The organism is Streptomyces sp. NPDC101132 (genome assembly GCF_044759225.1).
GTDB lineage: Bacteria > Actinomycetota > Actinomycetes > Streptomycetales > Streptomycetaceae > Streptomyces.
In genome coordinates, this window is record NZ_JBIVYX010000014.1 from 86,978 (window position 1) to 100,099 (window position 13,122).

Consider the following 13,122-nt stretch of genomic DNA (forward strand, 5'->3'; position numbering starts at 1 on the left):
GGGTCAGGGTTCAGCGGTTCAGCGGTTCAGCGGTTCAGCGGTTCAGCGGTTCGGCGGGCCGCCGGGCCCCGGCGGCCCACCGGCACTGGCCGTGGCCGACCGGGCCTCGGCCCGCGCGCCGGGGCCCACGGCCTGGTTGCCCACGACGCTCACGCCGCCGGTCTGCAGGACGCCGTGGTTGAGGATGGTCTGGCTCTGGGCCCGGAAGTCGGAGGTGTCCACGCCGTGTTCGTCCAGGAAGTCCCGTACGGCGGCCAGGGCGTGCCGGTCGAGCGCGTTCAGCGTGCGCTGGGCGTCCAGCCGCTGGAAGTGGTGGGAGTAGACGGGCCCGGTACCCGCCTCCCGGACGCTCATCCGGGCACCCCGGTCGAACGCCGGGTCCTCGGCCGCGGCCCGCAGCTCGCGCCGGAGCGCACCGGCCCTGCGCCGCTCGGCCACGACGTCCGCCAGGAAGGCCCGCGGGGCCCGCCGCAGGGCGCCGGCGCCCCGGCGTACGGCCTGGAGGGCGAGGAGGCGGCGCCGGTCCCCGGCCGCTGCGGCCGCACCGCGCCGCGCGTCCGGCGGCAGCAGGTCCATCACGTGGAACCCGGCGGGTGCGGGGTCCAGGACGAACCGCTCGCAGCGCAGGTGCAGGGTCCGGTCGGTCACCGCCGCGTGGACGAAATGGCTGGGAACCACCTCCCCGCCCCACAGGGGCAGATGGGTGGCGAGCCACAGCCGGGCCACGCCGTCCGGACGGCCCGCGATCCGGCGCAGCGCCTCGTCGGGCAGGCGGGTGGCGGGGGCGCGGAGCGGATCGGGCAGCAGCGGACTGCCGGCGACGAGCTCGCGGCCGCTGACGAACACCCGGTGCTCGACGCGGAGTCCGGCCGGATACGGAGCCCCGTCCCCGGCACCGCCGACCCTGCCGGCGACGCCGTCCGTACCGGTCACGCCACCGGTGCCGGCGCCGCCGGTACCGACGGCACCGTCCGTACCGACCCCACCGGCCGCACGGCCCGTACCGGCGACGCTGCCCGCACCACCCGCACCGACCACATCACCCGTACCGCCCGCCCCTCCGGACCCACCCGCGTCCGCCCCGGCCGTCGCCGTCGCCCCCGCCCCCGCGGCCGCCACGGTGACGGCGGCCGTCGCGCGCAGTCCGCTCCGCAGGCGTTCCAGTACGTCCCAGGCGTCGAAGGCGGCCACCGCGGCGGGCGCGCCCCCGCCACCGTCCCCGGACGGCCCGGCGCCCGGCCGGGCGGGCAGCAGCGGCACCGTCAGGTCCCAGGCCGACTCCTGCCCGCCGTAGCCGATGAACGGTGAGAAGGTGCTGTGACAGGTGACGTTGCCGCGCTGCGCCTCGGCCACGGCGGCGATCCCCGCCGCCGCCCACGGCTCGACGGCGCCGGCGTCCGGCAGCCGGGCGGCGTCGAAGACGCCGCGCCGCAGCGGCCCGGCCAGCCGTGCGTCGATCTCGGTCTCCTCGTCGAGCAGCGCGCGCAGCGCCAGCGCGCAGGCCGCCGTCACCGCGAGGACCGCGGGGACGCCGAGCAGGTAGCCGCCCACCAGCCAGCCCAGCGCTCCCGGCAGCGGTACGGCCGACAGCCCGGCCCCCACCAGCACGCCCGCCACCACCAGGCCGAAGGCCGTACCGGCCAGCCGCCACGCCACCTCGGAGGTGAGCGGCACGCCCCGGCCGCGGGCCACCCGGCGCGACGCCCGCGGCGTGGCCGCCGCCCCCAGCACCCGGAGTGCGAAGGGGGCGGCGAACACCCACAGCGGGGCGGCCGCGAGCACCAGGCCCAAGGCCGCGGCCAGCCGCCGGTCGCGCCGGCGGTGCAGCCGCCGGGCGGCGAACGCGTGCCGGGCGACCGGCACCAGGTCGACGCCGGGCGAGACGGCGACCGCGCCCAGCCGGTCCCCGAGCACGCCGTCCACCACGCGCCGCGCGAAGGCCGGATCCAGGTAGGCCCCCGCGCTCAGGTAGCGGGTGATGTCGCCGGGCGTGGTGCCGGTCGCGACCGGCTCGGTGACGCTCGCGGTGGGGTCGGCCATGGCGGTGCTCCGTTCACGGATGCGCGTGCGGAAGGCGGTGGGGGCCCCGCGCCCGGAGCCCGGCGCCGCCGGCGCCCCGGCGTACACGACGCCGATGAGCAGGCCCAGTACGAGGCCGAAGACCAGGGCGTCGAAGAGGAACGGGACCAGGGCTTCGGACGGGGCCGTGCGCAGCAGGACGGAGCTGCCGGGGCCGGTGAGCACGGCGACCGCCCACCACAGGAGCGTGGAGAGTACGGAGACCAGTTCGCCGGTCCCGAGGGCGGCCGCCCACCGGACACCCCCGGCCGCGGGGGCCCGGCCCACCAGGCGCGGTACGAGCAGCACGATGCCGAGCAGCAGGCCGACCGGCCCCACGTCGTCCTGCCAGGGCATCCCGGACTCGAGGCGGCCGGCCTGCTCCGCGAGGCTCCACCGGGGGACGAACAGGGACCGGTAGAGCAGCCAGAGCGCCTGGTCGTGCGGCCACCACTCCAGCAGCAGCTCGTGGCTCCACGGGCTCCCCAGCGCGACCAGGACCGCGCACAGGAGCACCACTCTCCCTCTGCCGCCCACCCGTCCCATGGATCCCCCCGACCCGTCCGAGGCCTCGTACTCTAGGCAGCCCACCGCCGGAAAGTCAGCCGTCGCGTTGGCACCGAGGCCCCGACACCGCGTCAACGCGCCACCCTTGGCGCGCGGATCACCCCCGGCGGCGCCGGTTCCGGTTGCTCAGGCCAGGGTCGCCGCCAGCAGCGTGACGTTGCCGCCGCCGTGGTTGCGTTCGAGGGTGATGTTCACGTCCAGGAGCGAGGGCTCGGGGGTGCGGAAGGTGATTTCGTAGACCCGGAAGTAGTCCTTGTTCAGAGGGCCGGACGCGGTGTCGGCGTGGTCGCGGTAGGCGGGGCGGGCGTCCTTGCCGAGCGCCGCGGTGAAGCGCATGGCGCCCTGGCGGTAGCCGACGTACAGGCGGAACACCCGGGTCGTGCTCTTCGAGGGGACGAGGATGCGGAAGCCCGCGCCGGGTCCGCCCTGGTACACCACCGAACGGACGTTGCGCGCCGCCTGGTGGGGGGAGGCGCCGCCGGTCCACGAGAACGTCACGGGCTGCCCGCTCGCGTAGAGCCTCGTCGGTTCCTCGGTGCCCAGTGCGGTGAAGTCCCCGATGACGAAGGCGTCCGCCTTGCGGGTCACGCAGTAGACGTTCAGGTGGGCGCACTCCGATGCCGCCGGCCCGCCGCCCGCGAACTCGGTCGTCGCGTCTTCGTCCTCGGGGAGGTACCCCCACTGCACCCAGTCGGTCCGGCCCTCCGACGACAGGTCGACGTTCCCGGTGAGGGCGCTCCCGCTGCCCCGGAGCAGGCCCCCCACGGCGGGCGGGGACGCCGAGCCCCCGGCGCCGCCGAACGGGTCGAGCAGCACCACCGCGAGCGCGGCGAACGCCACCACGGCCGCCACCGCCAGAGCGGCGATCAGCCTGCCCCGGCGCGGCCGGCTCCGGCCGGTTTCCCGACCGTCCTGGGGTTCCCGGTACGCCCGGTTGCGGGCCAGGGCCAGACGCGCGGCGCTGCTCCGGGTGGCCGCCAGGTCGGGGTGGGTCCCGTTGCGCCGGACCATCCTGCCGTACAGCTCGCGGTACAGGGTGTCCAGGTCGAGCAGCCGGGGCCCCTCGGGAAGCCCCTCCGACAGGACGGACACGAGTTCGTCGGTGAAGTCCGTCAGCGGCTGCCCGGCCGGCGAGATCGCCTGTTCGTGGCGCTTGGTCGCGGTGAGCAGGAAGATGCCGTCCACGGGCGGCTCCTCGCGCGTCGGCCGCCGCGCCCCCATCGGCTCGGACGCCGCCGTCCCGCTGTAGCAGCAGTCCAGGATCACGATGTTGCGCTCGGCCCTGGACTCGTTGTGCTTGAGGGCCTTGACCACCGACGCGTAGAGGAGGGACCAGTGCGACCACCGCCTCGTGGACCTCGGCATCGCCAGCCGCAGGCCCTCGTCGCCGGCCGGGTCGACGAGACCGTGCCCCGCGAAGTACAGGACGAAGGTGTCCTCGGCCTCCTGCGTGAGGGAGTGGATCCGGTCGATCACCTCTTCGGCGAAGCGGGGCCGCATGACGACGCAGTCTTCCGCGGCCAGACCCCACACCTCCGGGTCCGTCAGAACCGCCCGGAGGGCTTCGAGGTTGTTGTCGACCGCGGGCAGGTCCGCCAGGTCGTTCGCCGCGAGGCGGGAGACTCCGACCAGCAGGCAGCGTGAGCGCGCCGGGTCCGGAAGCACGGCCACGATCGGCCCGGCCCGGCTACGTGCTGCTGTCCGGGGCGGGAGCGGGGTCGCCGGTATGGCCGGGCTCCGGCGGCGTGGTGGCCGGAACCGCCGCGCCCGGGACGACCGCCGCGCCCGGGACGACCGCCGCGCCCGGGACGACCGCCGGGTCCGGGATCCCCAGGGCCCGGGCGATCTCGGACACCTGCCCGGGCGACGCCCTGTCGATCACGACGGTGGTGTCGCCCCGGCTGATCCGCACGGTCGTCGCCTGCCGCCGGTCCGCACGCCCCTGCAGCCAGACCGCGACCGCCACCGTCAGGCCGCCGAGGGCGGTGACGTTCCCGATGACCAGGCTGATCTCCTCCAGGGCCGACCCCATGGCTCCGGGCTCGGGCGCCGCGTGCACCGCCACGGGCCGGCAGTGCCTGCGTACCTCCGAGTCCCGGGACAGCCAGGTGAGGAGTGAAGCGGTGGCTTCCCCGCCCTCGCGGAGATCGGTGCCCGTTACGGTCAGCGTGGCGTCCATGGGGCTCCCCGCGGTCGCTGGTCGAAGGATGGCAGAGCGTCTCGATTATGGCGTGAACGCGGGCCCCAGGCGCGGGAGTTCGGCGACAGTCAGGGGGCCGCGGTCTAGACGGAAGCGGGCGGCAACGCGGTCGGGAACGTGGCCAGGGGGGCCTCGCCCGCGAAGAAGGTCTTCGCGCGGACCATCGCCCGCTCGTCGTTCCGTATCTGGCCCGGACGGGAGCCGTTGCCGAGCAGCACCCCGCCGAACCGCATGCCCAGGTACGCCGCCGTGTGCCGCAGCGAGGCGACCAGCGGATCGGCCCGGACCTCCTCGCGGTCGGCCATCGCCGTCACGCCCCACAGCGTGCGGCCGGCCACCCGCTCCCTGAAGTCCGAACCGGGTACGGACAGCCAGCCCGACCAGTAGTCGAGGTACCGCTTGGCCTGCGCGGACACGCTGTACCAGTACAGCGGCGAGGCGATCACGACGTCGGTGGCCTCCAGCGTGGCGTGCCGCAGGGCCTCCTCGTCCGCGCCGGCGGTCCAGCTGTCGTCGTCGTGCCGCCCGTCCTGGAAGTCCGGCAGTGGCGTCCTCGACAGGTCCACCCACCGCTGCGCGACACCGGCCGGCAACTGCTCGGCGGCAGCCCGGGCCAGGGCCTCGGTGTTGCCCCCCGGCCGGGAGCTCGCGAGGACGAAGAGGAACGAGCGGCCGGTGGTCGGGATCGTGTCCATGGTCAGGTCTGCTCCGCTCTCGGTCACCCGCCGGGCGCCCCGGGGCGTCGTGGCCCGGACCGCCCACGGCGGGTTGGTGATCCGTGGTTTCCTTCCCCGCCAACTCCGGCCGGACCATGGGGTATTCCCGGTGGGGGTGGCCGGGTGGCCGCCGCCCCGCGGGCCCGGCGGACGGAAAAGGGGAGGGCGGTCCGCCGCCGGCCGCATACCCTCCCCGCATGAGGGATTCGACGATACGTGCGGTGAACCGGCTGACCAGCCGCTGGGTGGAGACCGCGGTGGACGGTGCCGGGAGCACCGTACTGACGGCGGCCGGGGTCTGGCCGCTCCTGGCGCAGCTCGCCGACGGCGCGGGCGGCCCGGCCCGTGGAGAGCTGGCCGGCGCGCTCGGGATCCCCCCGGAGCGCGCCGCCGCCGCGGCCCTCGAACTGCTCGACGCCCTGGGCCGCGTCCGGGGCCTGGACGCGGCGACCGGCCTGTGGGCGCACCAGGACCTGCCGCTGGATCCGGAGTGGAGTGCCCGGCTCCCCGAGGGGACCCGTGGCACCCTCTCGGGCGACCCCGAGAAGGACCGCGCGGCGCTCGACGCGTGGGCCGCCGAGCACACCGGCGGCCGGATCGACCGCATGCCCGGGGAGGTCGACGCGTCGACGCTGCTGGTGCTGGCGTCGGCGTTCGCCCTGCGCCTGCGCTGGATCCGGCCGTTCAAGGCCGGATCCGGCGATGCGTCCCAAGGCCCCTGGGCCGGCCGGGAGTTCCTGTGCCTGCGCCGCTCCACCTCCCTCCTGGACCGGGTGCGGGTCGCCGACACGGCCGGCGGCCGGGTCACCGTGCTGGAGGTGGTCGGCGACGGCGGGGTGGACGTCCACCTGGTGCTGGGCGAACCCGGTGCCGCGCCCGGCGGCTTGCTGAGCGGCGGTGTCGACGTGGTGACGCGGGCCGTCGCGTCCGTCGACGGGTACGCCCTGCCCGACGGAGCTCCCGGGCCCGGTCTGGCGGTCGGTGCCCGGCGCTCGTACAGCCGCGAGCCGCGGCTCGACGTCGCGACGGCGGCCTTCGAGGTGGAGGGTGACCACGACCTCCTGGAGCGGGCCCGGCTGTTCGGCCTGGAGGCCGCCTCCGACAGCAGCTCCGGCCACTTCCCCGGCATCAGCGCCGTCCCGCTCGCCGTCCACCGGGGCAGACAGTCCGCCATGGCGCGATTCCATGCCGAGGGGTTCGAGGCGTCTGCCGTCACCGCGTTCTACGCGGCGGCGGGCTGCGCGGCCACCCTGCCCCCGTACGTGATCCGCCGGATCGGCGTCACCCTCGACCGGCCCTTCGGCTTCCTCGCCGTCCACCGCACGTCCCGGCTGGTCCTCGCCGCCGGCTGGGTGGCCGAGCCGCTGCCCTACGTCCACCAGGAGCCGGACGAGGACGACGACTGGGACGAAGACTGGGACGACCAGCACCGCTAGAGGGTGGGCGGGGGCGTCCCCGCGCCGACGAGCACCGCGTGCGGCGTGCCGTGTTCCACGGGCACCCGGCACCCGCACCGCTCCGCGTCGCCCCGCCGCCCGTCGTCCGGCAGCACCACGGTGGGACTCCCGCCGGTGCCGTCCCCCGGGCACGCGCGGACGATCATCCAGAGCCCTCTCCCCGGCACAGCGGCACGATCCCCGGCTCCTGCCCGCCGGACCGGCCGCCGCTTGCGCGGCCGCCCGTCCCGGCCCATAGTCCGAAGTATGGACGCGCGCGAGGCGGCGCTCCAACAGGCGTACGGTCACGCCGTCCGCTGGCTGGCGAGCCTGTCCGACCGCCCGGTACCCGCGCGCGCCTCGGTCGACGAGATCGTGCGCGCGCTCGGCCCCGACCTGCCCGACGGCCCCGGCACCCCCGCCGAGGTGGTCGACCTGCTGGCCACCGCCTGCGAGCCGGGCCTCACCGCCTTCCCCAGCGGCCGCTTCTACGGTTTCGTGGTCGGCGGCACCGAACCCGCCGCCCTCGCTGTCGACTGGCTGGTCAGCGCCTGGGACCAGAACAGCGTCATGCGCGCCGTCACCCCCGCGTACGCGGCCGTGGAGGACATCGCCGGCGCCTGGGTGCTTGACCTGCTCGGCCTCCCCGGCGGGAGCGCCGTCGGCTTCACCACCGGCGCCACCATGGCCAACTTCACCTGCCTCGCCGCCGCCCGCGACGCCGTCCTCGGACGCGCCGGCTGGGACACCGACCGCGACGGCCTGTACGGCGGCCCGCGCGTCCGCGTCCTCGCCGGCGAGGACCGGCACATGGCGGTGGACCTGGCCCTGCGCTACCTCGGCCTCGGCCGTCCCGGCCTCGTGCCCGCCGACGGCCAGGGCCGCATCCGGCCCGACGCGCTCCGCGAGGCCCTGGCCGCGGAAGGCGACGCCGGGCCGGCGCCCACGATCGTGGTCCTGCAGGCCGGCGACATCCACTCCGGTGCTTTCGACCCCTTCGCCGAGGCCGTGCGGGCCGCCCGCGAGGCCGGCGCCTGGGTGCACGTGGACGGCGCCTTCGGCCTCTGGGCGGCGGCGTCGCCGGCGTACGCACCCCTCATGGCGGGCTGCGGCGACGCCGACTCGTGGGCCACGGACGCCCACAAGACGCTGAACGTCCCCTACGACTGCGGCCTCGCCGTCGTCCGCGACCCGGCAGCAATGCGGGCGGCTATGGGACTGCACGGCGAGTACCTCATCCACCACGAAGAGGGCGACCCCATCGACAAGGTCCCCGAACTCTCGCGCCGTGGCCGGGCGTTCACCGTCTGGGCGGCGCTCCGCTCCCTGGGCCGGTCCGGCGTCGGCGACCTGGTCGACCGCCTCTGCCGGCACGCCGCCGCCTTCGCCGGGGGCATCGCGGGCATCGAGGGCGCCACGATCCTCCACGACGTCGTGTTCACCCAGGTCTGCGCCCACTTCGGCAGCGACGCGCGCACCGACCTGGTCATCGACCGCCTGCTCGCCGACGGCACCACCTGGATCAGCGGTTCCACCTGGCACGGCCGCCGCGTCCTGCGCATCTCGGTCAGCAACTGGTCCACCACCGACGCCGACGTCGCCCGCGCGCTGGAGGCCGTCCGCCGCGCCGCCACGGCCCCCTGACCGGCCGCGGGCGACCGCCGGGCGGCGCCGGGTCCGCTCAGCCCACGCAGGTGGGGACGCTGCCGGGCGGGGCGCAGTTGTTCGGGACGTTCGTCTTGACCGAGGTGCCGCTCAGGGTGACCGCGCCCGACGCCTCGTGGATGCCGCCCCCGTCGCCGGCGCGGTTGCCGGTGACGCTGCTGAGGCTGAGGCTCGTGGTGCCGACGCCGGTGAAGATGCCGCCGCCCTGCGCCGTGCCGCCGGTGGCGACGGCGGTGTTGCCGCCGATCGTCGACTGGGTGGCCGTCACCGTGCCGCCGGTGGCGTTGGAGATGCCACCGCCCCGGGCGGTCGCGCCGCTGGCGGTGTTGCCCTGCACGATGCTGCGGTTCAGCGTGAGCGCCCCCGATGCCCCGACCTGGATGCCGCCGGACAGCGCGGTGCCGCCCGGGGCGCTGGAGAGGTTGCCGCTGACCTGGGTCGCGCTCAGGGACAGCGTGGTGTTGGTCGCCACCCCGCCGCCCTGGGCGTCGCCGCCGGGGGCGCTGGCGGTGTTGTTGCGCACGACCGTTCCCGTGACCGTCATCGGGGCGGCGTTGGTCAGGGCGGCGCGCGCGATGCCGTCCGGGGCGCTGACGCGGTTGTCGTTGACGGTGGCGTTCGTGACCGTCGTCGCGGCGAAGGCCGCGAGGCCCGCGCCGAACCCCACGCTGCCCTCCCTCGCGACGGTGACCGCGTTGTGGTGGAGCCGGCTGTTGACGACGGTCAGCGGACCGTCGTTGGCCACCCCCGCGCCCGCGGCGGCGCCCTGCGGGGCGTCCCCGGTGTAGGCGGCGGTGTTGCCGCTGACCTCGACGTTGTTCAGGGTGCCCGTGCCGGCGCTGTCGATGCCGCCGCCCTGCGCGAACTCGGGGGACGTGGCCGTGTTGTCGCGCACCCGGCTGTTGTTGACCGTCAGCGTGCCGAGGCTGGAGATGCCGCCGCCGCAGGAGATGCCCGGGATCTCCTGGCAGTCGCTCTCCGCCCGTCCGCCGCTGATCGTGGCGTTGTTCAGCGTCAGGTTGCCCGCGTCGGCCACGAAGAGGATGCGGAACGCCGGGGCGGTCGGGGCACGGGTGATCGTCGCACCGTTGCCGTCGACCGTGATCTCGCTGCTGATGGCCGGCAGCCCGTTCGCGGCGTGGTCCGCGGCCACCAGCGTGTACGTGCACCCCACGGCCAGGCTGAGCGTGTCGGCGCCCGGCCGGCTGTTGGCCGTGTTGACGGCCGCCACCAGGGCGGGGGCCGAGCACGCCACCGGCAGGGTGGCGGCATGGGCGACCGGGGCGGGCAACGCCACCGCGGCACCGGCCGCCAGGCCGGCCAGCGCCAGCCCGCGGGCCGGACGGGTCTTCCTGACGCGGCCGACCGGATCCGTCGCCCGGGAGTCCTGCCAAGTCATCAGAGGCTCTCCTTCACCACGCGGGAGGCTCCCGTGCCGGGCGCACTCCAGTCGGGGACCCGGGGGACGTGGCGAGCACGACGCCCCGGGACACAACGTTCTGTCATCAGGTGAGCACTCTCCGCATCGACCGGCTCCCCGGCCGGGCCCGTTCGGGCGTCGTCTGCGGCCATCAGGGCGGGGCCGGGAGACGGGGTCCCCGGCAGCGGGCTGCGGTGCTTTCACCCGAAAGCATTAAGATCGCGAGCGGAATCAGCATCTCTGTTCGAAGGGGAAACACCACATGGCTCAGGTCACGCTGAAGGGCAACCCGGTGCAGGTCAACGGCACCCTCCCGGCCCCCGGCACCCAGGCCCCCGCGTTCGCCCTGGTGGGCGCCGGCCTGGCGGACGCCTCGCTCGCGGACTTCGCCGGCAAGCGCAAGCTGCTCAACATCTTCCCGAGCGTCGACACCCCCACCTGCGCGACCTCCGTCCGCACGTTCAACGAGAACGCCGCCAAGCTCGACAACACGGTCGTCCTCTGCATCTCCGCCGACCTCCCCTTCGCCCAGGCCCGCTTCTGCGGCGCCGAGGGCCTGGAGGCCGTCCAGAGCCTGTCGACCCTGCGCGGCCGTGAGTTCCACGAGGCGTACGGCGTCGCCATCGCCGACGGCCCGCTGGCCGGTCTGACCGCCCGCGCCGTCGTCGTCCTCGACGAGAACGACCAGGTCCTGCACTCCGAGCTGGTCGCCGAGATCGCCGAGGAGCCGAACTACGAGGCCGCCCTCGCGGCCCTGAAGTAACCCGCCCTCCCGGTACGGGCGGACGGCGGCCAATCTGGCGCGCCGCCCACCCGTACCGTGGGGTGACGGCCCACGAGACGCGTCCGCCCCTCGGCCACGGGCGCGGTCCCCGCCGTTACGGGCTCCCGTGCCCGCTCTTACGCGGTCCCGTGCCCGCTGTTACGGGCGTCCGCCCCCGGCGCCGCCGCCGGTTCGGCCGTCCCCTCCTCCGCCGCCCCCGCAGCGCCTGCGCCGCCGCCCGCCCCCTCCTCCGCCGTCCGCGCGATCCGGCGGGCCATCCCGCCGAACACCACGGCGTGGAACGGCGCCACGCTCCACCAGTACACGTGCCCGGCCAGCCCCCGCGGGTGGAACAGCGCCCGCTGCCGGTAGCGGGAACGCCCGTCCCCGTCCGGTTCCGCGGACATCTCCAGCCAGGCCAGTCCCGGCAGCCGCATCTCCGCCCGCAGCCGCAGCAGGCGGCCCGGCTCGATCTCCTCCACCCGCCAGAAGTCCAGCGAGTCGCCGACCCGCAGCCGTGCGGTGTCGCGGCGCCCGCGGCGCAGGCCGACGCCCCCGACGAGCCGGTCGAGCCAGCCGCGTACCGCCCAGGCGAGGGGGAACGAGTACCAGCCGTTCTCGCCCCCGATGCCCTCGACCACCCGCCACAGGTTCCGGCTCCCGGCGGCCACGTCCCGCTCGCGCACGTCCTCGTACAGGCTCCCGCCCGCCCAGTCCGGGTCGGTCGGCAGCGGGTCGCTCGGCGCGCCGGGCAGCGAGGCGGAGGACCAGCGGGTGGCGACGTCGGCCTCCCGCACCTTCTGCAGGGCCAGTTGCAGCGCTCGGTCGAACGTGACCGGGGTGCCCGGCGGGTCCGGCACCCAGTCGGCGATGTCGTGCTCCGCGCAGACGACCTCGTGGCGCAGCGACTCGGCGAGCGGCCGGGCCAGCCGTGGGGGGACCGGCGTGACCAGGCCGATCCAGTGGCTGGACAGCCCCGGTGTCAGCATCGGCACGGACAGGATCAGCCGCCGCCGCAGGCCGGCGACCTCGGCGTAACGGATCATCATCGTCCGGTAGTCCAGGACGTCCGGACCCCCGATGTCGAAGGCGCGGTTGACGTGGCCGGGCATCCCGGCGCTGCCGACCAGGTAGCGCAGCACGTCCCGGATCGCGATCGGCTGCACCTTGGTGGCCACCCAGCTGGGCGTCACCATCACGGGGAGGCGCTCGGTGAGGTAGCGCAGCATCTCGAACGACGCCGAGCCCGAACCGATCACCACCGCCGCCCGCAGCACCGTCGTCGGCACGCCGGACGCGAGCAGGATGCGCCCGACCTCGGCGCGGGACCGCAGGTGCGGCGAGAGCTCCGCCTCCGGCACGTCCCGCGGCGTCAGCCCGCCCAGGTACACGATGCGCCGCACGCCCGCCTCCGCGGCCGTGTCGGCGAAGCAGCGGGCGGCGAGGCGGTCGGTGCGCTCGAAGCCGGGGCCGGAGTTCATGGAGTGCACCAGGTAGTAGGCGACGCGCACCCCCTCCAGGGCGTCCCGCAGGCTCCCGGCGTCGGTGACGTCGCCCTTCACCACCTCGACCTGCCCGGCCCAGGGGTGGTCCCGCAGATGGGCGGGGGTGCGGGCCAGGCAGCGCACCCGGTACCCCGCGCGCAGCAGCTCGGGGACGAGCCGTCCGCCGATGTAGCCGCCGGCACCGGTCACCAGGCACAGCGGCCCCTCGCCGGAGCCGGGCTCCGTGTCCTCCGTCGGTCGTGGACTCACGGCACCATCCTCTCTTCCCCCACCCATCCCTTCCGCCCGGGAGAGCCGTACGGACGCACCGGGCGCGGGGGAGTCCGTACCCGCCCCTCACAGAACCCTGGCTGCGCCCCCTCAGGACCCCGCCGGCACCGCCGGGCCGCGCCCGCCGTCCGGCGCGCCCCGCAGCTCGCGGGTGCCGGCCGCGACCGCGGCGACGGCGGCGAGGCACAGCAGCCCGCGGACCCCGGGCCGCGCCGGTCGGTCCCCGGGGCGCATCCGGGGCAGCCGGTACGCGCCGGCGAGGGCGGCGAGGAAGGTGAGGGTGTCCACCAGGTAGCAGACGCCGAGCCCGAGGCCGCCGGGGGCCAGCCCGCCCAGGGCCGGCCCGGCCGGCAGGGCCAGCCCGGCCGTGCCCGTCCACGCGGTGCTGCCCGTGGTCTGCCAGATCCGGACCACGACCGCGACCAGCGTCATCTGGCTCCCGAACCCCGACAGGGTCTGCCCGACGCACAACCGCCGGAACGCCGGCACGGCACGCAGCGGCGAAACCTTGACGAGCGCCCG

At 75.8% G+C, this 13,122-nt stretch carries 11 protein-coding genes; 3 read left to right on the forward strand and 8 right to left on the reverse strand.

Annotated elements, in window-relative coordinates; translation table 11 throughout:
- Positions 1-42: 42 nt before the first annotated feature.
- The 4 genes from ACIQUR_RS28175 to ACIQUR_RS28190 form a co-directional block, all read right to left on the reverse strand.
- Positions 43-2,574 (reverse strand): hypothetical protein, encoded by a 2,532-nt coding sequence (locus tag ACIQUR_RS28175; RefSeq protein WP_403669910.1) that lies wholly within the window; start codon positions 2,572-2,574, stop codon positions 43-45.
- A gap of 177 nt (positions 2,575-2,751) precedes the next feature.
- Positions 2,752-4,296, reverse strand: a complete 1,545-nt coding sequence (locus ACIQUR_RS28180) for a caspase family protein (RefSeq protein WP_403669913.1) — start codon at positions 4,294-4,296, stop codon at positions 2,752-2,754.
- Positions 4,297-4,312: 16 nt separating this feature from the next.
- Positions 4,313-4,804, reverse strand: a complete 492-nt coding sequence (locus ACIQUR_RS28185; protein ID WP_403669916.1) for a hypothetical protein — start codon at positions 4,802-4,804, stop codon at positions 4,313-4,315.
- 104 nt (positions 4,805-4,908) lie between these two features.
- The gene (locus ACIQUR_RS28190; RefSeq protein ID WP_403669920.1) at positions 4,909-5,520 is read right to left on the reverse strand and encodes a flavodoxin family protein; all 612 of its coding nucleotides are present in this window, start codon (positions 5,518-5,520) and stop codon (positions 4,909-4,911) included.
- Between the two features lie 218 nt (positions 5,521-5,738).
- On the opposite strand from ACIQUR_RS28190, the gene ACIQUR_RS28195 reads away from it, so the two are divergent.
- On the forward strand, positions 5,739-6,977 hold the full coding sequence (locus ACIQUR_RS28195) for a serpin family protein (protein ID WP_403669923.1): 1,239 nt from the start codon (positions 5,739-5,741) through the stop codon (positions 6,975-6,977).
- On the opposite strand, the gene ACIQUR_RS28200 is transcribed toward ACIQUR_RS28195, so the two are convergent.
- Positions 6,974-7,144, reverse strand: a complete 171-nt coding sequence (locus tag ACIQUR_RS28200) for a hypothetical protein (RefSeq protein WP_403669926.1) — start codon at positions 7,142-7,144, stop codon at positions 6,974-6,976. The two genes, ACIQUR_RS28195 and ACIQUR_RS28200, sit on opposite strands and share 4 nt — an antisense overlap.
- A 100-nt stretch (positions 7,145-7,244) precedes the next feature.
- On the opposite strand from ACIQUR_RS28200, the gene ACIQUR_RS28205 reads away from it, so the two are divergent.
- On the forward strand, positions 7,245-8,621 hold the full coding sequence (locus ACIQUR_RS28205; RefSeq protein ID WP_403669929.1) for a pyridoxal phosphate-dependent decarboxylase family protein: 1,377 nt from the start codon (positions 7,245-7,247) through the stop codon (positions 8,619-8,621).
- Positions 8,622-8,658: 37 nt separating this feature from the next.
- Here the strand turns inward: ACIQUR_RS28205 and ACIQUR_RS28210 are convergent, their stop codons facing one another.
- Positions 8,659-10,041: a hypothetical protein gene (locus ACIQUR_RS28210; RefSeq protein WP_403669931.1), complete on the reverse strand. Its 1,383-nt coding sequence runs from the start codon at positions 10,039-10,041 to the stop codon at positions 8,659-8,661.
- 283 nt (positions 10,042-10,324) lie between these two features.
- Here ACIQUR_RS28210 and tpx point away from each other — a divergent pair, with 283 nt between their 5' ends.
- Positions 10,325-10,825, forward strand: a complete 501-nt coding sequence (gene tpx, locus ACIQUR_RS28215; protein WP_403669934.1) for a thiol peroxidase — start codon at positions 10,325-10,327, stop codon at positions 10,823-10,825.
- Positions 10,826-10,962: 137 nt separating this feature from the next.
- Here the strand turns inward: tpx and ACIQUR_RS28220 are convergent, their stop codons facing one another.
- Entirely contained in the window at positions 10,963-12,606 is a 1,644-nt protein-coding gene (locus ACIQUR_RS28220) for an SDR family oxidoreductase (RefSeq protein WP_403669936.1), read from the reverse strand.
- 84 nt (positions 12,607-12,690) lie between these two features.
- Positions 12,691-13,032 carry a hypothetical protein gene (locus ACIQUR_RS28225; protein WP_403669939.1) on the reverse strand — a complete coding sequence of 114 codons (342 nt, stop codon included), beginning with the start codon at positions 13,030-13,032 and terminating at the stop codon, positions 12,691-12,693.
- Positions 13,033-13,122: the final 90 nt, after the last annotated feature.